This window comes from Oxalobacter paraformigenes (assembly GCF_000158475.2).
Lineage (GTDB): Bacteria > Pseudomonadota > Gammaproteobacteria > Burkholderiales > Burkholderiaceae_D > Oxalobacter > Oxalobacter paraformigenes.
Window position 1 is genome coordinate 929,826 of record NZ_KI392031.1, and the last position, 21,464, is coordinate 951,289.

A 21,464-nucleotide genomic window follows, 5' to 3' on the forward strand; every position below is an offset into this window, starting at 1 on the left:
CAGGGACACGACGGCAAACCGGACTTTTGTCTTCACGGCCACCCCGCTTTCCGCCGCAATGCGGGGCACATGCGGAAAATCCCGGCCGGTCTCATGGCAAAACGCCGCCCACCCCGGGCCGTCTGGGCCGGCCGCGGCGCTTCTTTACCAAGCCGCCTGAAATAAAATGCAATTACACTTCATTTTTTACCGTTTTTTTTCTCTTTTTTCTTCACTGGAAATGTTGTTTTTTTCATGAACAGACAAAGGAGAACCGCAAAGCAGGGTCATCATCATTTCGGAAAACTGATGCGCGGACACCGGAATCCCCACAGACAAGACCATTTGATAAGCCGTTTCCGCAGCAGACCGGATTTTCTCGATCTCCGGCAACTCCGGGGTCTTCCGCATTCCCTTCAGAATATAATCGACATCGAACTGGTGATCGCACAAAGCAGCCAGAAAAACGGCGGTAGGCGACCGTTCTCCCGTTTCATAGCCGAAAAGGGTCTTGCGTGAAATACCCATCAGTTCACACAGCCGTGCCTGCGACAGACCCAGCCGTTTCCTTTCCTCCTTCAGTCGTTCACCGATTGAATGCATAGAAAATTACTCAATTTGTTGACAATGCGTAAATAATTACTCAAAATAAACTCATCCGTAGCATTATTGTTGAAGTTGAATAATACGCAAATTTAACTATGACAGGCGAAGAAGCAAAGCGCAAGTTGAGGGAACAGGGCATCACTTTGAAGGAATGGGCCAGTGCCAGAGGTTATCCGTATTATCTGGTTTCAAGAGTGATCTGCGGCACGATCAAGGGCAATTTCGGCTTGTCCCATCAGGTAGCGGTTGAACTGGGCATGAAACCTTCCCTGAAAAAAAAGGAAGAAGCCAGCCTCGACATGCAGGAATAAGTATAAAAGTGATGATCGTTCGCGTGTTCCTTTGTTCGCGTGTTCCTTCATGTGAAGAGCAGGCGCGTTTTTATGAGATGAACGGAACCGGGCCCCTGCCGCGGATGCCGGCTCCCAAAAAGAGATTCCATGAAGAAAGAAAAAACCGCTCGGATCGCCGGCCTGCGTCCGGAAACCCGACAGAAAAATCCCCACCGCTTTGCTTTGGCCGTTTTCCGTTTTTGCGCCATGCTGTCAGCCAGTCCTTTTCAGGTAAGCGTCAATGAATAAGGCTTACTGGGGAAGTGTCCGTTTTTTCAGGCATCTTTATACGGCGGGATTTATTGTCCTGCTCAGTCTTCCTGTTTGCGCCGCGTTTTATTTCTGGCAGGTCGGTTTCGCCGCTACCCGGGACATGAACCGGATCCCGACCGAATCGCTGGCCCGCGATAGCCTGGAATTCATGGGCCGGGATGTTTTTTCCTACCAGAAAAAGTATCCGGACATGATGGTCGCGCCCGCCGGAAACCGGATCGTATCCGCCAATACCGTTTACCTGACCTTCGACGACGGCCCGTCTCCGGTGACGGAAAAAGTGCTTGACGTCCTGAAACACTACCGCATCCAGGGCACTTTCTTTGTCATCGGGGAACACCTTGACTCTCCGGCGGCCCGCGAAACCGTCAGACGCATTCTTCGTGAAGGCCACAGTCTCGGCATCCACAGCGAAACCCACCGTTACCGGAAAATCTATGCGTCCGTGGAAGCCTGGCTGGACGATTTCGCCGCCGTCGAGAAAAGACTCACCGACATAACCGGCGTCAGGCCGACCCTGTTCCGTTTCCCCGGAGGCAGCATCAACGTCTATAACAGCGCCATCTATCAGGAACTGATCGCCGAAATGACGCGGCGGGGATACGTCTATTTCGACTGGAACGTATCGGCCGGCGACATTTCGAATGTGCCAGTCAGACCGGAAACCCTCTTTGCCAACGTCGTCTCACGCACGCCTGTCGAGAAGTGCGCTGTCGTGCTGATGCACGACAGCGCCGGCAAAACCGGAACGCTCAAAGCCCTGCCCAAAATCATCGAACACTACCGGGCGAAAGGCCTCCGGTTCGACCGGCTGCAACACGACACCTGGCCAGTCGCCTTTGGTTATCGGAACTAAAAAATGGAGAACAACATGCAAGGTAAAAAATCGAATGCCCGGGTCGCGTGGGATGAATTCATCAGCAAGTTCAATCTGGGCAATGAAAGTCCCGGAGTCGCTCCCGCATTGTCTCCCTTGCCGGCGAACCAGATCGCATGCTGTCCTGCCGAACCTGAAGAACCCGTATGGGAAACCGCGGGAAACGACCGGGAAGGGCCGCCTGACGAAGTGGCCGTTGTCCCGTCCAGAACGACGGTCATCGGGGAAAACGTCAAAATCGACGGCAACTGCACCCTCCAGGGCGATATCGAGGTATATGGCGTCATCAATGGCGATATCAGCGCCGGCGGGAAAATCAGCGTATTCGGAAAAATCACCGGCAACCTGACCGGCGCGAACATCTACCTGAATGCGGCGGAAGTAACGGGAAACCTCACAAGCGAGGGAACCGTCGAACTGGACAGTCTTTCGGTACTGGCCGATGGGAAAGTCCTCGCAAAAAACATCGTATCCAACGGCAATACCCATTGCGACATGGAAATATCGGGCATTGCCCGTTTCCAGTCCGCCGCCAGAGTCACCGGCCATATCCGGACGGCCCGCATCAGTATCGACGAAGGGGCCATCATCAAAGGAACCATCATCAGCGAATAAGCGTTCCCGGCCGTTTCACTCCGCGGTGTCGTCATGACCGGCAATACCGTGTATGCCCGAAACGGCCGCCATCTTCCAAACAGCCTTTTTCCCTCCAGCCCGGAAAGCGCCTGCCGCTTTGGAAAAAAGGACGGGTTTTCACATCCGCTCCTTTCGTCTTCGCTTTTGCCGCCTGAACGCGGCCCCGGAAAACCCGTCCTTTGCCGGAAAGCGTGAACGGGCAGGACGCGTCGGGACAGGAGCGTGCCTGCCGGACAGGGAATTCCCGCATAAGCCGGAAGCGGCATTTTCCGGCAAACTGATGTATCATCGGTGAGCTGTTTTGCCCAATAAGACAAGCGAATCGCCCATGAAAGTCGTCCAGCGAAAAATCATCCACGATGCCGGCCAGTCGCTGTCGCTCGCCCATTTCCCCCACCTTTCTTATCCCTTGCACTGCCATGAGGAATACGAACTCGTCATCGTGACGGCGGGAACCGGCAGGGAATACATCGGACATGCCGTCGAAAACTACCGGGCCGGGGACATGACCCTGATCGGCCCGGACATTCCGCACCTGCACCTGTGCGATTCCCTGACCGGAAAAAACGGCAGCGAAGAAAGCGCCTGCGAAATCCTCTACTTTTCCCCCAGCCTCTTTCCGGACAACATGGACGGCATAGCCGAATACCGCGCCATTGCCGCCGTCCTTGAAAAAAGCAGGCGGGGCGTCCGGTACAGCGACCCGGCCCTGACCCGCCAGATACGGAAACAGGTGCAGAGACTGGACAAAGGGCAGGGAATCGGCCGCATCCGGTGGCTGCTGGCGCTCCTCGATACGCTCGCCCGTTCGCAGGAAACGTCCCTGATCGCCTCCGGCCCCGTCAGAAACGGAACCGCTCTCAGACGGCAGGAAACCGTCGATACCGTCTGCCGCTATCTCCGGGAACACTTCCGCGAAAACCTCTGCCTGCAAGCCATCGCCCGCGAAGCGTGCATGAACCCCAGCGCCCTGTGCCGCCATTTCAGGCAGAGAACGGGCAAAACCCTGTTTGCCTTCCTTGCCGGAATCCGCATCGAAAACGCCTGCCGCCTCCTTCTTGAAACGCGGCTTTCTATTTCCGCCATCGCCTGGGAAACCGGCTTTGCCAACCTTTCCCATTTCAACCGGCAATTCAAGTCGCTGACCGGCCAGACGCCGGGGGAATACCGGAAAAACATCCGGAGCGGGGTGGGGTAGAACAGACTAAACAGAAAAAGAATTCCTGTTACTTTAGAGAAAACAAAAATTATAGTGCATGTTTAGTCTGCTATAAAGGATGAGTTTTAACATTTACCGATAAACAACGGCACAGTTATGAAGGAGGGAAAATCGTTTTAGATGCCGGAAGTTGCTGATACACTTGTTCAGGCATAGCCGGGTCTGCTTCAGGCTATTTGCCTGCCCAGCTTTTCAGCAGGTAAAAGAGAGCGTTCAAAACCGACAATCGCTGTATGAAAGCCCTCAGGAGAAAAACGTTTGAACGAGAAGGCATTGGCTCATATCCGTCGGCATGACGGGAAAAAACAGACACTGAAAGACCATTTGCTGTCCGTTTGCAGGTTGACCGGGGCATTTGCGAGAAAAATAGGACTACCCCTAAGCGGGGAACTGGCGGGCATAAGTCACGATTTCGGAAAATATGCGGAAACTTTCCAGCTGTATCTTCTTTCCGCAAACGGGGTCATCGATCCGGATAGCGATGAATACATTGATCCGGTTTCCCAAAAAGGAAAAATAGATCATTCCACAGCCGGCGCCAAATATGTCTGGAAACGACTCGAACGGGAAAAATACCCGCTTTATGCTCAGCTGATGTTTTTGAGCGTGTGTTCGCACCATAGCGGATTGATTGATTGTCTTTTGCCAGATGGCAGAAACGGTTTCGGCAACCGGCTCAACAAAAAAGAAGAAAACACCCATCTTGCCGAATGTGAATCGAAAGTCGATTTCGCCATAAAAGACTGGCTCGACAGTATATCGGAAGAAAACATCCTGAAAGAATGGTATCGAAAATGCCAGAACATACGCAGAACGGAAAAAAAGTTCCTTGCACAGGAAGAAAATCCGGCAACTGTTTTCGCCCAATATGAAAACACCGTTTTTTTCAAAAAAGGCTTGCTGTTGCGCTGTTTTTTCAGCTGCCTTCTGGACGCCGACCGTATCGACAGCGCCTGTTTCGAGGATGAACAGTACGCGGCCTTGCGCAAGCGGCTGGGCAATCCCGACTGGCCCAAACTGGCGGGCCGCCTCGAAACGGCACTGTCCGCCTTTTCAAAGGAAAACATGATCGGCCGCCTCCGGCGCGATATCGCCGACGCCTGTTATGCCCGGTCCCGTTCCCCTCGCGGCATCTATACCCTGACCGTTCCGACCGGTGGCGGCAAAACGCTCTCAAGCCTTCGTTTCGCGATACATCACGTCATGGAGCACCAGCTGGAACGTATCGTTTACATCATTCCCTATACCTCGATCATCGAACAGAATGCCAAAGTCGTCCGCGACATTCTGGAAAAGGACGAAGAACCCGGAACCATCGTACTGGAACACCATTCGAATATCGAACCCGTGCGGGAAACATGGCAGGGAAAACTCTTGTCGTCCAACTGGGAAACGCCAGTGGTATTTACTACCATGGTACAGTTTCTGGAAACCCTGTTCGGCTCCGGGACGGCTTCCGCAAGGCGTATGCACAATCTGGCCAATGCCGTTCTCGTTTTCGACGAAATCCAGACGCTGCCGATCCGCTGTGTCCATTTGTTTTGCCATGCCCTGAATTTTCTGGTCGAAGAATGCGGCAGCAGCGCTGTTTTGTGCACGGCAACGCAACCTTTGCTGGGAAATGTGCCGAATCCGGCAAAAGGCCAGTTGCGTCTGGCCGACGATCCCGAACTGATGCCCGATCTGGCAGAACTGTTCCGCCAATTGCAGCGTGTCCGTTTCGTGGATCACACGCCGTCTCCGATGAACCTTGAGCAAGTGGGCGATCTTGCCCTGTCGGAACAGCGTGAAAAAGGCAATTGCCTGGTCATTGTCAACACCAAAAGCTGGGCAACCGGACTGTACCGGTATTGCAGCGGGAAAAACGCGCAGAACGTATTTCACCTCAGCACGTCAATGTGCGCAGCCCACCGGACGGCCATTCTTGAAAAAGTCCGTTCACTGCTGGCGAAAAAGGAACCTGTTTTGCTGGTCAGCACGCAACTGATCGAATGCGGCGTCGATATCAGTTTCCAAAGCGTAATCCGGCTGGCTGCGGGACTCGATTCCATCTTGCAGGCGGCCGGCCGCTGCAACCGCAACATGGAAAGCGGCTACGGTACCGTCCACATCGTGCGCGTCGTCGATGGCCTTGAAAATATCCGGCGGCTGGACGATATCCGCGAAGGGCGGAATGTCTTTCTGAGGGTGATGGACGAATACCGGGAACGTCTCCAGAACGGAATGGGCGACCTCTCCGATCCCGACATCATCGAACGGTATTTTTCCTACTATTTTCATCAGAGGCAGGACAGGATGGCCTATCCCTGCGATCTGTCGGGCAAAAAAGACAGCTTGCTGAACCTTTTGGGAAGCAATCGCAACAACGTCGGCAGTCAGGAAAACGGCATGCTTTGCCAGTCTTTTGCCACAGCGGCAAAACAGTTTGCCGCCATCGAGGCCGAAACACAGGGCATTCTGGTTCCGTATGGTGAAGGCAAGGACATCATTGCGCAACTGTGTTCGTTGCCCTCCAGCGATATGGCGGCCCAATCCCGGAAAAGACAATTGTTGAAAAAAGCCCAGCGTTATTCCGTCAACCTTTATCCGGACGCCCTGCAAAAACTGGGCAATGCCGTCAGGCGCATGGAAGAAACCGGCATCCTGTACCTGCTCGAATCGCATTACGACAGCGAAACGGGCGTTACAGCTGAAGCGACCGGGAAAATGGATTTCCTGCATTATTGAAAGGTCATTATGGCAAAAAACAGCATTACCTTTCTGGTTTACGGGCGTTATGCCCTTTTTACCGACCCCATCACCCATCTGGGCGGGGAAAAATGTTCCTATCACATACCGACTTATGAAGCGCTGAAAGGAATCGCCAAATCGATATACTGGAAGCCCACGATAGTCTGGCATATCAAAAGGGTGCGGGTCATGCAACCGTTTAAGACGCAGACCAAGGGCATGAAACCCATCGCCTATGACAAAGCGGGCAATACCCTGTCCATCTACACCTATATGGCCAATGTCGCCTATCAGGTCGAAGCCTGTTTCGACTGGAACCTTCACCGGCCGGAACTCGCGCACGATCGCATTGACGGGAAACATTACGAGATTGCCAAAAGGATGCTTGCCAGAGGCGGCCGCCAGGACATATTTCTGGGAACGCGCGACTGTCAGGGCTATGTCGAGCCATGCCGGTTCGGTGAAGGTGAGGGGGCTTACGACGATCTGGACGAACTGGGATTCGGATTGATGTTTCACGGTTTCGACTATCCCGATGAAACCGGGGAAAACAGGCTGAAAGCGCGTTTCTGGCGCCCCGTCATGAAAAACGGCATTATCGAATTCATTCCGCCTGAAGAATGCGCAATCGTCAAACCGATCCGTCCGATGAAACCGAAAACATTCGTACAGGATGTCAATTTCAGCGGACTGAAAGAGGAGGGACTCTTATGACATGGTTCCAGCGACTCTATGAAACCTACGGAAATGTGCTCGACAATCCCCTTTTTGCCGATGAGGAAAATACGCTGACGCCAATCGGACACACCAGCCAGCAAGTCCACATTATTGTCCGGATAGACGGAAAAGGTCATTTTCGGGGAGCTGAATTCATCGGCAAACAGTCGGTTATCCTGCCGGCGACAGAAGATTCGGCAGGCCGTACCAGCGGACGGGTAGCCCATCCATTGATCGACCAGATCAAGTATTGCGCAAAGGACTATCCGGCTTATTCTGAAGAAGAAGGGTACTTCGGCTTATATGAGAAAACCTTGTCCGGGTGGGTTCAGTCTCCGCACAGCCATCCGATGGCCGAAGCCGTATATGCCTATATCAGCAAAGGCACACTGGTCGGCGATCTGGTCAGGGAAAAGCTTCTTTATCTGAACCAGGAAGGCAAGCTGGCAACCGTGACAGAAGAAGGGCAGGACATTCCGGTATTCAGGGTATTGACGCCCAAAAAAGTCAACGGAATCAGCCAGCGTGACCAGGGCAATCTGATGATTGCCTGGCAGGTCGAAATGCCCGGTGAAAACGAATCCAGAACCTGGACAAGCGAAGATCTCCAGAAAAGCTGGACAGCATACGATGCCAGCCAGATGAGCAAGAAGGGACTTTGCATGGTTTCCGGTTCAGACATGTTTCTGGCAAACCAGCATCCGCGCAATATACGGCGGCCGGGGGACGGCGCCAAACTGATATCGGCCAACGACAAAAGCGGATTCACATTCCGGGGGCGTTTCGTTGAACAGGACGAAGCCTGTTCAGTGGGATACGCTACCAGCCATATGGCGCATAACGCCTTGCGATGGCTGATAGCACGGCAGGGATACAAAAATGGCGATCAGGTGATTCTGGCATGGACGCCGAAAGGCAGGCCGGTGCCCCAGCCTCTAAATGACCTTCTTTCTGACGACGACGAAGAGATGCCGGACTTTTCGCGGGACAGTACAGATGATTCAAACGAGAGTGAAAAAACAGTCAGCCAGCCGGCCATCGACCACACGCGCGATCTGGGACAGACCTTTGCGCAAAAACTGAAAAGACGCCTGCAAGGCTTTGACGCCGACATCGATGAAAACGATACCGTCGCCATATTGGGCCTTGATTCCGCAACGCCGGGACGGCTGTCCGTCATTTTTTACATGGAACAGCTCTGGCCGGAATACCGTTTCGCGCTGGAGAGCTGGCAAAACGACATGGTCTGGTGGATACGGCGTACCCGGGAAGCTGATGCGCCACCGGGTAAAAAAAGGAAAACGGAAGTCTTCTGGAAAGAAACCGCGCCCACACCCCTTGAAATCGCCCTGGCTGCCTATGGAAAACGAATCGACGACCAGCTGAAAAAGAACACAGTCGAACGTCTGCTTCCCTGTATTGCAGGCAAAAGGCCGGTTCCTTTCGATCTGGTTACCTGCTGTGTCAGTCGCGCCTGCAATCGGGCGGGTCTTGACAATTGGGAATGGGAAATGACGCTGGGGGTTGCCTGTGCCATGTACAAGGGATATTGCGCACGCCATCCACTGGAAAAACAAAGGAGGAAACACAAAATGGGTCTGGATGAGACAAACACGTCACGGGATTATCTCTATGGACGATTGCTTGCTGTAGCCGAACGGATTGAAAGCATGGCGCTCTTTCTGGCCGGAGAAAACCGGCCGACCAATGCGGAAAGGCTGATGCAGCGTTTTGCCGATTTGCCTTACGCTACATGGCCCCAGCTCTACAAGGCGATACGGCCCTACCGGCAACGCCTGCAACAAAGCCGGGGAGGCTTCATACGCAATATGGACAAACTGATGGACGAAATAACGAACGCTTTCAATCCGGAAGAATTCATGAAACCGGACAGATTAAGCGGCGAGTTTCTGCTGGGCTACCACTGCCAGCGACAGGCCTTCCGCAACGCCAAAGAATCCGAAACCACTGAAAAAACGCAAGGAGAAAACGAATGAGCCCATTGCAGCACAAAATCGATTTTGCCGTCATTCTGACAGTTGACCATGCCAATCCGAACGGCGATCCTTTAAACGGCAATCGTCCGCGTGTGGATTACGATGGCTTTGGTGAAATTACCGACGTCTGTCTCAAACGCAAGTTGCGCGACCGTCTTCAGGAAGCCGGTCAATCCATCTTCGTGCAGTCCGATGAAAAAAAACAGGATGGCATGACGTCACTCAGAAACCGCGCCGAATCGGCAGAATACGGCTTGGGAAAAGACACATTCAACGAGAAGAAAACGCCCAAAGACCTGGCTGCCAAAAAAGCCTGCGAAAAATGGTTCGACGTACGGACATTCGGCCAGTTGTTTGCTTTCGGCGGCGATTCTTCGGGTGTTTCCATTCCGATCCGGGGACCGGTCACCCTGCAATCGGCTTTCAGCGTTGAACCCGTCAGTGTAAGCAGTACGCAAATCACAAAAAGCGTGAGCGGCGAAGGCGACGGAAGCAAACGCGGTTCGGATACCATGGGCATGAAACACCGTGTCGATAAAGGCGTATATGTCTTTTACGGCAGCATGAACCCGCAACTGGCCGAGAGAACCGGATTCAGCGATGAAGATGCGGAAATCGTCAAATCGCTTTTGCCCAGGCTGTTTGAAAACGATGCCTCGTCGGCACGTCCCGAAGGCAGCATGGCAGTGAACAAAGTGTTCTGGTGGAAACACAATTGCAAAGCCGGACAGTATTCCTCGGCGAAAGTTCACAAGAGCCTTAGAGTGAATCCGGATGGTTCGTATTCGATTGATGAATCGGCGACAGAAGGGCTTGTTCCGGAAGTGATCGACGGATTTTGAACATGTCCTTTCCGGAATCCGATTTCATCCCCCTGTCCGCGTTGCAGCATATCCTGTACTGCCCGCGCCAGTGCGCCCTGATCCATCTGGATCGGGCCTGGGAAGAAAACGTCTTCACGGCCGAAGGGCGCATCCTGCACGAAAAAGCCCATTCCGGCGAAACCGAAAGCCGGAAAACCGTCCGAACCGTCACCTCGCTCCCGTTGTCCTCGAAACGGCTCGGCATAAGCGGTGTAGCCGATGTGGTCGAATTTCATGCGGACGGGGAAAAATGGCGGCCATATCCCGTCGAATACAAGCGGGGCAGGCCGAAAAAATCGGATGCCGACCGGGTACAGCTCTGCGCGCAAGCCCTGTGTCTGGAAGAAATGCTGGGGATACCCATTGCCGAAGGCGCCCTGTATTACGGCCAGACGCGCCGGCGCGAAACCGTCGTCTTCGATGAAACTTTGCGCCGCCTGACGGAAAAAACCGTGACAGATGTCCATGCGCTCTTCAATCAGACGAAACGGCCGCAGCCTGTTGGCGACAAACGCTGCAAGGCCTGTTCGCTGAAAGACGAATGCCTTCCCGGCCTGTCGGCCGACCTATCCGGGCGCTACCTGAAAACCTTGCTGGAAGAAGCATGAAACAGTACCTGAACACCCTTTACGTCACCACACCGGAGAGTTACCTCTTCAAGGACGGCGAATGCGTCGCCATCAGACAGGAAGGGCAGGTCAAGGGAAAAATTCCCGTTCATACGCTGGGCAGCCTCGTTCTTTTCGGACAGGTATCATGCAGCCCGTTTTTGCTGGGACACTGCGCCGAAAACGGCGTCACCGTTTCATGGCTGACGGAAAACGGCCGCTTCCTCGCCGCCATGAACGGCCCCGTTTCGGGAAACGTCCTCCTGCGCCGCGAACAGTACCGTCAGGCCGACGACGCCACAGCCAGTGCCCGGCTGGCGCGCGCTTTCTGCATCGGAAAAATCGTCAACTGCCGCACCGTCCTCCGACGAACCGCCCGCGAACGCCCGCATCCGGAACTGAGTGAAGCCGGCAACCGGCTTTCGCAGTCCCTGATGCGCCTCAAGCAGGACTTGCCGCTGGACGTTGTCCGCGGAATCGAGGGGGAAGCCGCCAATACCTATTTCGGCGTATTCCGCCATCTGCTTACAGAAAAGAGCGGCGCCTTTACCTTCAATGGCCGGAGCCGGCGGCCGCCGCGGGACGCAATCAACTGCCTGCTGTCTTTCTGCTATACCCTGCTGGCGCACGACATCCGCAGCGCACTGGAAAGTGCCGGCCTCGATCCGGCCGTCGGATTCCTGCATCGTGACCGGCCGGGAAGGCCGGGACTGGCGCTTGATATAATGGAAGAATTCCGCCCCTATCTTGTGGACAGGCTGGTCTGCACCCTCATCAACCGGGGCCAGATCAGACCGGAACAGTTCAAAAAAACCGAATCCGGGGCGGTACGGATGAAAGACGAATTGCGCCGGGAAATCCTCCTGGCCTGGCAAAACCGCAAACAGGAAACCGTCCTGCATCCTTTTCTGAAAGAAAAAATGCCCATCGGCCTGCTGTGGCACATGCAAGCCAGACTGCTTGCCCGGACACTTCGCGGCGATCAGGCCGACTATCCCCCCTTTGTCACGAGGTGAATCATGATGGTACTGGTCAGCTACGACGTCAACACGGAAGACCGGCAGGGACAGAAACGGCTCCGGAAAATAGCGAAGCTCTGCGAAAACTGGGGACAGCGCGTCCAGTATTCGGTTTTCGAATGTCTTGTCGAACCGGCGCAATGGACAGCCCTGCGTGCCGCTTTAATCAATTGCATGGATGAGGAAAAGGACAGCCTGCGCTTTTATTTTCTGGGCGCCAACTGGAAAAACCGGCTGGAACATGTGGGGGCGAAAGCCGCCATTGATCCCGAAGGGCCGCTCGTTTTCTGAAAACCGCGGCATTGAAAACCCGCTTGAGACAAAGGAGACCGCTTACGAAAAAACAAACGCGAGAACCAGAGGTTCACAGACTCTTCCCGGAGAGATGCTCGCACGCCCAAGTCTTTGAAAATAGGGCGAAAACGGTTTCCCTCATAAAAAAAGGCCGTAACGGGCCAGAAAAAAGGGGAGGTTCTCGCATTTTGCCTTGCAAAAGCCCTGTTCATCAGGTTTTCAAAAGGCACAGTCGCACCCCTCGCGGGTGCGTGGATTGAAACCAAAATAGGCGGTAGGTTATGAAACAGACAACTAGTCGCACCCCTCGCGGGTGCGTGGATTGAAACGTATCGGCTCCATCGTCACCAGTACCGGCACCGGGTCGCACCCCTCGCGGGTGCGTGGATTGAAACTTTGCCAATTATGCCCGCCTGTTCCAGTCTGTCCGGTCGCACCCCTCGCGGGTGCGTGGATTGAAACTCGCGCTGAATATACAGGCTCCGGCGCTCTTGTCTCGTCGCACCCCTCGCGGGTGCGTGGATTGAAACGCGGACTGTATCGCCATTTACGAACAGTCGTACCGCGTCGCACCCCTCGCGGGTGCGTGGATTGAAACAATTTCCGAGCAAAGGCATTGATGCTCAATCCCGTCGCACCCCTCGCGGGTGCGTGGATTGAAACTCTGACGATGACCAGGAGGCCGTACTGGACGCCGGTCGCACCCCTCGCGGGTGCGTGGATTGAAACACCGATTAGAAGCCCGACTATGCAATAAATCAACTGGTCGCACCCCTCGCGGGTGCGTGGATTGAAACTCCGGCCAAAGACCTTGAGCGGACGCTAAACCGGGTCGCACCCCTCGCGGGTGCGTGGATTGAAACGTCCCCGCACCGGATGCTGGAGACGAGGAGAAAGGTCGCACCCCTCGCGGGTGCGCGGGGTAACCTCCATTTTCCGTCCTGTCGTCAATACCCGTTTATGAACTGCCCCGATTGCCCATGAGCCAATCGGAAGCGCCATTTCTCCGGACAGACCGTACAGGAAGCCACGCTGTTCTTTTTTGCACGCGAATGGAATCGCCTTTTTTCCGGAAAGCGCCTGCCGTTTCCGATTGCCACCTTGCCCGGGCAGGGACGGCTTTGCCGGCAAGGGTGGCCAGCGGCGAAAGCGGCGGCAGCGGTTTTTTCCCTGCTGACAGCCTGTTTTCGCCTTGCCATTTCTTTGAAAAAGGACTTGAAAAATATCAACGGGAACCCATTTTACAAACAGGGACGGGATTTTCCATCAGGTGAAAATCCCGGTTTCGGAACCTCTTTCCAATACAAAAAGGAAGGGGAGACGATATGACAGACACCTGAAAGGCCAATCCGTTTGGATGGCTTGACATAATGGAGGAATAGACTATGTTACCCAGCGTTTTTGGTGAAAAACTGTTCGACGACATGTTTGGCGACGCCTTCACTCTGGTGCCCGCTTTCGCGAAAAATGCCTCTGTATTCGGTTCGAATGTCAAAAACCTGATGAAGACCGATGTCCGGGAACTGGACAATACCTACGAACTGGACATTGATTTGCCGGGCTTCAAAAAGGAAGACGTCAAGATCGAACTGGACAACGGTTGCCTGACGATCAGCGCCGCCAGAACGGCGGACAGTGAGGAAAAAGACAAAAAAGGCCAGTTTATCCGCCGGGAACGGTATTCCGGCGAATGCAGCCGCAGTTTTTACATCGGCGAGAATATCGAACCGAAGGATGTCACCGCGAAATTCGAGAACGGCATCCTGCAAATCGCTTTCCCGAAAGCACCGGTTCCCAAACAGCCTGAAAACAAACTCATCCCGATTGCTTGAGAAGAACCGTTGCCTCAAAAAAGCCGGAGCAATCCGGCTTTTTTACGGGCATGCCCCGGTTCTGTCCGGAAAGCGAAAACCCGTTTCACCCGGTACGGCCCTGGAAAAACCGGTCGCAAGGGGAGGCTGCCTGCGGCATGACGGAACGGAGCGAAGGCGGCGCATAACCCGGCACATCAGGCAAAAAAGGAAGAAAATCGTTGAAAACGTCCGGCTGGCCCGACCGGAAAGAATGGCCAAAGGAGGGAAAGAGGGGCAAACAGGCTGCCCGCAAATGACGGGTTTTATTGACGGCTCCGCAAAAGCCGTGACAGGTCTCCTCTTTTCTTCAAAACGCCTGCCATGACGCCTGCGAGCCCATGTGCCGGAAAACCGGCAAAAAGGCGTGTTTTCCCGCTTTTGACCGGCGTTGGCTTTCCGCTTTTCGGGGACAGAAGGAAAAGCGGTTTACCGCTTCTTCCGGGTTCCGGACAGGATCCGTGCAAAAAGCCCTTCATCCATACCGTGCTTCTGCCCGGCAGTCCGGTCATTGGCCTTTTTTTCCGGCAGGCATGCCAAAAAATGTGCGGGCCTTGTCTCTTTCCGGCCTGAGCGGTTTTCCGCTTGCCGGGAAATCAGACCTTTATCGAAAAAAAGGCCGACCGCAGGACAGGATCGGCCAGATTGATCATGGCCATATGATGCTCGATCAGGGCGGAGCTGGCGGAATACAGCCTGAAACGGCCGCGGATCGTCGAGATTTCCACGACCAGTCCCGCGATATCCAGCGAGTCGCAAGCCTCGAAAACGGCCTGACCGGCTTCAGGCATCATTTTCCCGCCCGCCTCCTGCCAGGCAGGCTGGAAATAGCTGATCAGTCCGGCTTCGGCCAGACAGATTTTCTGATGCTCCGTTAAGGGATGGTCCCGAACCGAAACGAACCGGTTCCCGCCCGGCGCTTCCTTCCCGTTTTCATGCTGCAAGCGGCCGGATAAGGCAATCAGTTCGTAAGGCAGGTACTGGAACGCGTAAATGATGATTTCGTCGTCCGGCAAGGCCTGTTGCATGGCTCCCAGAAGCTCTTGCAGCGGCCCGTTCCGGACAATCCGCTCGAAAACCGGGGTGTCTCCTTCAGCGAAAACATTGCCGATATATAAAACTTCCATATCGTTGGGAAAGCGGTCTTGCTTCAGGACGTCGGGATGCTGGCTGAGTCCCATCGCGGTCAGCAGGCGAACGCATTCGCCTTTTTCATCCAGTATGCGTATCTCCCGGTGCGGAAAAGGCGAGAGCGCGATTGCCGTCTCCTTTTCTTTCAGCGGCAGTGCCAGTTCAAAAGGGATGGATTTCGGCACCCCGCCGGCCTTGCACACCAGATCGCCGCCAATCCGGTTCCGGGACCCGGAAAAAGTCGCGGGATCGAATGAAAACGCCGGTCTTTTGCACACCAGATAAATATGGGAATCGGACAGGACAGGCCTCATTTTGTCGCCGAAATCCATGTCCGGCCGGAGCTGGCTGGCCGGCAGCGCCATCGCTCCCCAGGAACGCAAATGAACCGAGAGTCCGGACAAGGCTTTTCCAGTTGACGCATTCATATCGAAATCCTCCCCGTTTATCGCATACACAGCATAAACCATACCATACCGCCCTGTACCATAGCCGACATTCCCCGGCGCTGGCAAGCTGCAAAACCGCCCTATGTTGACAAAACCGGTGAAACCCGGCGGAACCGGCTGCGGCGCTGCGAAAGATGGCCAACCTGTTTTCCCGCTTTCCGGGCGTCTCCGGACAAATGGCTTTCGCTCCTCGCCGCGCCTGAGAGGATCGCCGGTTTTCCCGGCCGGAAAGGAAAACCCGTTTTTCCCGGAGTGCCCGGTTTCCAGTCCGAATGAACAGGCAGGAAGGCCTGCAAATGGCTACGACGCGTCCCCGGAAAAAAAGAACCGGCATCAGGAGGAAAGCGGTTCAGGCCGGACGCTCTGTCCGATTCATCGGGAAGCCAAACGAAAAAGGGCAATGAAGGGAAAAAGGCCGCCCGTGCGCCCGTCTGTCCCGTTTTGGAAACAGGCCGGAGGCGGCCAAACCGCCGGAAAAAGAGTCCCGCTTGCCGCATGGAACAGACTTCAGGCGGCCAAAGGAAGCGAAAACGGATGAAATCCTGAACCCCGGCGGAAAACATGGGATAACGGCAACCGTCTTCCGACAGGGACACAGGCTGCCGCCTTTTCCGCCTCCCAAAAGCGCTCTTTTTTCTTGCCATCCCGTCTTTGCGCCGCACCTTGTCCTTGCCGGCCTTTGTTTATCCGGTCGCTTTAGTCCTGAGACCGGAAAAAAAGGCCATAAAGGCCCGCAAAAGAAAGCGCATCCCGGGCGGCAGGACAAACGGTGACCCGGCAAACGGCAGCATGAAACCGCCCCGATTGCTTGCCTGAAAATTTCCCCGCGCCCTGGCGCAAGCCATTACCGGCATTCCCGGCACTTTCCGGAAAAAAGAAAAAGGCAACACCCATCCACCTGCGCCCGGTTTTTGCAAAGCTCCGGCAACAGGAGACGGAAGCCGGCAGATTGACGTCCGTCGTCCCGGCAAGCCACAGGGAGCAGAGGCCTGGACAGCCGGCAATAAAGCGCCCGGCATCAGACCGCAGCCGCTTTCCAGACCCATTTGCCCAGAACGGCCAGCAGATCGGCCATTTCCACCGGTTTGACGAGATAGTCGTTAATGCCGGCGTCAAGGGCCATTTTCCGGTCTTCATCAAAGGCATTCGCCGACATGGCAATGACAGGGACCGTTGCCGCGTCCCGGCGGGGCAGGGCGCGGATAACCCGTGTGGCGTCCATGCCGTCCAGCACGGGCATGCGGATATCCATCAGAATGGCGCTGTAATGCCCTTCAGGCGACGCCTGGAATTTCTCGACCGCGACCTGTCCGTTTTCGGCCGGATCGACCTGCATGCCGTGCAATTCCATCAGTGACCGGGCGATTTCCATGTTCAGTTCATTGTCTTCCACGAGCAAAAACCGGCGACCGGCGAACTGGATGTCCGAAACCGTTTTCCGGGCTGTCCGTTTGCCCGGCTTCATGAACACGTCGCAAAGGGACGACAGGGAAAGCGGTTTCGTGATGACGTGATCCGCGCCAGCCTCGCGCGCCTCATCCCCGATTGCCGTCCAGTTGCCGGCCGTCATGACCGCAAGCGTGGTGTCAGGGCCGACCAGTTTGCGGATCGCGCGCGCCGTTTCGATCCCGTCCATATCCGGCATGTCATGCCCGATCAGGGCCACATCGTAACGGCCGCCTTTTTCTGCCGCCATTTTCACCGCCTCGATGGCCTTGAACCCGGAATCGACCCGGAACGCCTTTGCGCCGATGTCGGCCAGAAGACGGGAAGTCTGCTCCGCGGCAAGCCGGTCGCCGTCCGCCACGAGCACCTGTCTGCCCCCAAGCAGTTCGCGGGATTCGCCGCGGTTTTCCGCTTCCTGATCGCCTGTAACGAGTTTAAGGGGAAGCGTGACGGTAAAGACGGTTCCGCGGTTCTTTTCGCTTTGCACCTCGATCGTCCCGCCCATCAACTGGACCATGCTGTGCACAATCGACAGACCCAGCCCGCTGCCGATCTTGTTTCGGGCGATATCGGTCGTTTCCTGCTCGAAAGGAACGTAAAGCCGTTTCATGAATTCAGGCGACATGCCGATGCCGGTATCGCTGATCCTGAACTGGACATAGGCAAAACCGTTCGCTCGCCGGGATTCCCCGATATCAAGGTCGATTTTGCCGCCGGCCGGCGTGAACTTCAGGGCGTTGGACAGCAGATTCATCAGAATCTGGTTGATCCGCAGGGCGTCGCCGATATAGAAACGTTCCAGCACCCCCACATGGTGAATCCGGCAAGAGAGCCTGTTCTCCAGCGCCTGGGGATAAATGATCGTGTTGATCTGGCTGATTAAGCCGGAAAAATCGAAGCGGGCATTTGTCAGGATCATTTTGCCGCTTTCGATTTTCGACATGTCGAGAATGTCGTTGATCAGCGACAGCAGATAACGTGAGGAAACGTCGATTTTGGAAAAACACTCCCTGACACGTTCCGGCTCGTTCATCTTCAGTTGCCCGATCGCGCTCATGCCGATAATCGCGTTCATCGGCGTCCGGATATCGTGGCTCATGCGGGAGAAAAAATCGGATTTGGCCTGATTGGCCGCTTTCGCCGAAGCGAGCGCGTTCCGCAAAACCTGCTCCTGGAGCATTTTCTCGGTACGCTGGTCGTCCAGCACCTTCAGGAGCAAAATGCAAAGCACCTCGTCGCTATAAGGATTCTCCACCTGAATACAGGTGACCGAAAGCCAGTGATACACGCGATCGCGCCCCATTCTCTGGCATTCCATATAGACTTCCTGCTCACCCGAAGCGAAACGTCGCTCTAGCGAATCCGCCGAAAAAGTGTGGATGAAATCGTCCCGATAGGAAGGATGCAGGCCTTCGGCCGTCTTCCTTAGCTGGTCGCTGTAATGGCCGTAAGGGTCGATCTCGTCGATATAGTCCCGTTCATTCAGGGCTTCATACGTATCCTGCGTCAGGTTGGCCCGGACAATCAGCTGATAAGCCGTATAAATGGCCGTGCGCAGCGAACGGTTCTCGATCAGCCGTTCCTGTTCCTGCTCTTTCTGAAGCCGCTTGATCTCGCTGATGTCTGAAAAAACCACCTGGATCACTTCGATGCCGTCGTGATTGATGAGCCGTTCCATCATCACGCTGACCCAGCAGGAAGCCCCGTCTTTTTTTAACGCCTCGCGTTCGTAGAAAACGGAACCGCCATGCCGGCCCAGTTCATCGACTGTCCGGTGGATCCATTCCGAATCGCCGTCGCTGACTGTCACGAACGGATCGTTCAGCTGGCGGCAATATTCCTCTTCGGTATAGCCGTAAATTTCCCAGGCGCTGCGGTTGGCGTTGATGACCCGGTGGGCGGAATCCGTCGAAATCTGGACGATTCCGCACGGGACGGTGTTATACAACTGGGACAGGAAAGCCGCCTGCCGCGAAATATTCCGGTTGGCTTTTTCCAGCGCCACTTCCCGTTCGACCCGTTCAGTGATATCCGTGATGAAACAGCTGACCACCGTTTCGTTGTCCACGTCGGTAAACCGCTTGCCCAGATCGAGCACCCAGCGGACGCCGCCATCCGGCCTGACGATCCGGTATTCCCCGCTGTAGGAATCACCTGAGGCCAGACTGGCGGAAACCCGGTCGCGCATCTCGACGAAATCGTCCGGATGAATGAATCCGGCACAACTGTTGACCGCTGCGCGGTAAGCCGCGGCGCTTTCATACCCGAGCATCCGGCACAACCCGTCGCTGATCCACTTCGTCGTGAATTTTTCATCCGGATAACACACCATCATGCCGCCCGGCAACTGATGCAGCATCAGTTCGATCTGCTGTTCCTTTTCCGACAGAAGACGCTGGAGCTGGTAATAATTTTCCCGGGCGACCTCATAGGGAAACGCCTCGCCCGGCCTGAGCGCCTCAAAAGGAACGGAATGGTGAATATGGGCCGTTTTCAAAAGCCCGTCGATCCGTTTGAAAACGAAAGTGACCCGCTGCCGTACCCGGAGCAGCGCGCCGGGTTCGACTGATTCCAGTTCGCTTACGCCCTCGCACAGCCAGCAATCGTCCCCCAGACGGGTCACCACGTATTCCTCGTCCCACATCCGGCAGGGCATCAGCTCGTTCCGGACATTTCCGAACCACCGGCTGACCGCTTCGCGACCCTCGGCTTTCTGGTCTTTTCCCGCTCCCAGCCAGACGATATCGTCCGTAAACGTCGAAATGAGAAAATCGACATCGCTCTCGCAAAAGTAATGGCGAAGAATCGTCGCCGCCAGATTTTCGACTTCCCTGATATCGTCCACTGTCCTGTCCCGTCCACGGATCACATCCCGCGAAACAGTCTGTTTCGGGTTGAAAATGAAGCCTTATTGTAACCCGAGTCAGGCGCTTCCCGGCGAATATCCCGCCGGATTCGGGAACAAGAAGGACAAAAAGGGCCAATCAAGGGAAAAACGCCTGTGCGCGGCATGAAAAGCCGGTTTTTGAAAAGCCGTCATGAACACCCTGGCGCAAACGGCTTGATTAATGAGCCGTCCGGAATAAAATACTTTTCGGAAAGCGCCAAAGGAACGAACATGAAAGCAAAAATCGCCAAAACCAATGCCGCGCGCATGCTGGACAAATCGAAAATTCCCTACCGTCTCGTGCCCTACGAAGTCGATGAAAACGATCTCTCGGCAAAACACGTCGCCGAAGGATTGGGCGAAAACATCGAACAGGTTTTCAAAACCCTCGTTTTGCACGGCGACAGGACAGGCTATCTCGTCTGCGTCGTGCCGGGCGACCATGAAGTCGATCTGAAAAAAGTCGCCAGAGTCTCCGGCAACAAGAAATGCGAAATGATCGCCGTGAAAGAACTGCTGCCCCTGACCGGCTATATCCGCGGCGGCTGTTCCCCGGTCGGCATGAAAAAACATTTCCCCACTTTCCTCCACCAGACCATGACGCAATTCGACAGAATCTGGGTCAGCGCCGGCATCCGTGGCCTGCAAATCGAAATCGCGCCGGCCGATCTGCTAAGGGAAGTGCGGGGAACGCTGGCCGATATCGTTGCGGAAACAGACAACCCGGCGGAATAAAGGGGCGCCCCGCGTGTATTATGGCGTCGAGGCGTTTGCCGACTGCCTTTTTTCGGGCGACCCGACAGGTCTTGGACTGCCGGAAAAACCGCCGCCCGATTCCCCATGCACCAAATCGCCGCCGGCAAGCGCTTTCCGAAACCGCGTTTCCCATGAAAGCGGGCGGCAGACACCGCCTGGGACGGTGCATTCCGGAAACGGAACCGGCCGGTGCGGCCCGTTGGCTGGCGACAAGGCCCATCCTTCAGCAAGCCGGAAACGGCTGCCCGAACAATCGGATCCGGCACCGCTTCCGGCCTTCCGACCGTCACCCCGCAAGACGGGCTTGACTGGACGGATTGCCTGTTGTGGCCTTCTGCCCTGTCCGGCGCCTGACAGGCTGAAAGACGCGCCGGGCGTAAAAGTGAGGGAAACGCGCCGCTTGCGCGGCCTCATCGTTCCGCTTTGAAACGAAGCGGCCGTTGCCGCCCTGAAACCGGACATCGCCAGACCAAAACGCCTGACGGAAACCCCGGATTTCGCGCTCACGGCCGCCCAAAAACCGACTGACTTCGTTTTCCGCTTTTTCGCCCCGAACGACCGCGTCGATGAAAATTCCGAAAGCGGTTCGTCCCGCGCCAGCCTGATCCCGTTCCGGGAAAACCCTCGTGGCGGCCCGACCGCTTTCCCCGCGCGGGGGCTGGCCCTGTTGATGCGACAGGGAAGACCGGTGAAACCGGGGAGGGCGCTCTGCTGCCCCGGGGGCGAAACCGGTTTGCACGCGCTCTTCATCGCCCTGGAAAAGACACTGCAACGGTTTGCCGGACACCGGTTATA

17 protein-coding genes and 1 CRISPR repeat array are annotated in these 21,464 nt (G+C 55.5%); of the genes, 13 read left to right on the forward strand and 4 right to left on the reverse strand.

The annotated features are described in order from the left end of the window. Positions 1 to 186: 186 nt before the first annotated feature. A complete protein-coding gene (locus OFAG_RS12965; protein WP_005876735.1) occupies positions 187 to 582 on the reverse strand; it encodes a helix-turn-helix domain-containing protein in 396 nt (131 codons plus the stop codon). A gap of 98 nt (positions 583 to 680) precedes the next feature. Between OFAG_RS12965 and OFAG_RS08270 the strand changes: the two genes are divergently transcribed. The 12 genes from OFAG_RS08270 (at position 681) to OFAG_RS08335 (ending at position 13,982) form a co-directional block, all read left to right on the forward strand. After that, complete coding sequence (locus OFAG_RS08270) at positions 681 to 896, forward strand: DNA-binding protein (protein ID WP_005876734.1); 216 nt, start codon at positions 681 to 683, stop codon at positions 894 to 896. A 262-nt stretch (positions 897 to 1,158) separates the two neighbouring features. Then, the gene (locus OFAG_RS08275; RefSeq protein WP_005876733.1) at positions 1,159 to 2,046 is read left to right on the forward strand and encodes a polysaccharide deacetylase family protein; all 888 of its coding nucleotides are present in this window, start codon (positions 1,159 to 1,161) and stop codon (positions 2,044 to 2,046) included. A gap of 15 nt (positions 2,047 to 2,061) precedes the next feature. After that, on the forward strand, positions 2,062 to 2,682 hold the full coding sequence (locus OFAG_RS08280; protein WP_020995134.1) for a bactofilin family protein: 621 nt from the start codon (positions 2,062 to 2,064) through the stop codon (positions 2,680 to 2,682). Positions 2,683 to 3,004: 322 nt separating this feature from the next. Further along, entirely contained in the window at positions 3,005 to 3,901 is an 897-nt protein-coding gene (locus tag OFAG_RS08290) for an AraC family transcriptional regulator (RefSeq protein ID WP_231371686.1), read from the forward strand. 279 nt (positions 3,902 to 4,180) lie between these two features. Beyond that, positions 4,181 to 6,649, forward strand: a complete 2,469-nt coding sequence (locus OFAG_RS08295; protein WP_005876730.1) for a CRISPR-associated helicase/endonuclease Cas3 — start codon at positions 4,181 to 4,183, stop codon at positions 6,647 to 6,649. Between the two features lie 9 nt (positions 6,650 to 6,658). Then, entirely contained in the window at positions 6,659 to 7,366 is a 708-nt protein-coding gene (gene cas5c / locus OFAG_RS08300) for a type I-C CRISPR-associated protein Cas5c (protein WP_005876729.1), read from the forward strand. Beyond that, positions 7,363 to 9,366: a type I-C CRISPR-associated protein Cas8c/Csd1 gene (gene cas8c / locus OFAG_RS08305; protein ID WP_005876728.1), complete on the forward strand. Its 2,004-nt coding sequence runs from the start codon at positions 7,363 to 7,365 to the stop codon at positions 9,364 to 9,366. The genes cas5c and cas8c overlap by 4 nt, the downstream gene beginning before the upstream one ends. Then, on the forward strand, positions 9,363 to 10,208 hold the full coding sequence (cas7c, locus tag OFAG_RS08310; protein ID WP_005876727.1) for a type I-C CRISPR-associated protein Cas7/Csd2: 846 nt from the start codon (positions 9,363 to 9,365) through the stop codon (positions 10,206 to 10,208). The genes cas8c and cas7c overlap by 4 nt, the downstream gene beginning before the upstream one ends. Positions 10,209 to 10,210: 2 nt before the next feature. Then, complete coding sequence (gene cas4, locus OFAG_RS08315) at positions 10,211 to 10,837, forward strand: CRISPR-associated protein Cas4 (protein WP_005876726.1); 627 nt, start codon at positions 10,211 to 10,213, stop codon at positions 10,835 to 10,837. Beyond that, positions 10,834 to 11,853 carry a type I-C CRISPR-associated endonuclease Cas1c gene (gene cas1c / locus OFAG_RS08320; protein ID WP_005876725.1) on the forward strand — a complete coding sequence of 340 codons (1,020 nt, stop codon included), beginning with the start codon at positions 10,834 to 10,836 and terminating at the stop codon, positions 11,851 to 11,853. Before cas4 ends, cas1c begins: the two co-directional genes overlap by 4 nt. A 3-nt stretch (positions 11,854 to 11,856) precedes the next feature. Beyond that, a complete protein-coding gene (gene cas2 / locus OFAG_RS08325) occupies positions 11,857 to 12,147 on the forward strand; it encodes a CRISPR-associated endonuclease Cas2 (RefSeq protein ID WP_005876723.1) in 291 nt (96 codons plus the stop codon). Positions 12,148 to 12,381: 234 nt separating this feature from the next. Next, positions 12,382 to 13,013: direct repeats of the CRISPR family, unit length 32 nt; unit sequence GTCGCACCCCTCGCGGGTGCGTGGATTGAAAC. A gap of 522 nt (positions 13,014 to 13,535) precedes the next feature. Then, a complete protein-coding gene (locus OFAG_RS08335) occupies positions 13,536 to 13,982 on the forward strand; it encodes an Hsp20/alpha crystallin family protein (protein ID WP_005876719.1) in 447 nt (148 codons plus the stop codon). A gap of 614 nt (positions 13,983 to 14,596) precedes the next feature. On the opposite strand, the gene OFAG_RS08350 is transcribed toward OFAG_RS08335, so the two are convergent. Continuing rightward, complete coding sequence (locus OFAG_RS08350) at positions 14,597 to 15,559, reverse strand: hypothetical protein (protein WP_020995135.1); 963 nt, start codon at positions 15,557 to 15,559, stop codon at positions 14,597 to 14,599. 1,039 nt (positions 15,560 to 16,598) lie between these two features. After that, positions 16,599 to 19,871, reverse strand: coding sequence for a response regulator (locus tag OFAG_RS08365; protein WP_005876713.1), 3,273 nt, complete (start codon positions 19,869 to 19,871; stop codon positions 16,599 to 16,601). Positions 19,872 to 20,144: 273 nt separating this feature from the next. Between OFAG_RS08365 and ybaK the strand changes: the two genes are divergently transcribed. Beyond that, positions 20,145 to 20,648: a Cys-tRNA(Pro) deacylase gene (ybaK, locus tag OFAG_RS08370; RefSeq protein ID WP_005876711.1), complete on the forward strand. Its 504-nt coding sequence runs from the start codon at positions 20,145 to 20,147 to the stop codon at positions 20,646 to 20,648. A 307-nt stretch (positions 20,649 to 20,955) separates the two neighbouring features. Here the strand turns inward: ybaK and OFAG_RS08380 are convergent, their stop codons facing one another. Beyond that, a complete protein-coding gene (locus OFAG_RS08380) occupies positions 20,956 to 21,456 on the reverse strand; it encodes a hypothetical protein (RefSeq protein ID WP_040720047.1) in 501 nt (166 codons plus the stop codon). Between the last annotated feature and the right edge of the window lie 8 nt (positions 21,457 to 21,464).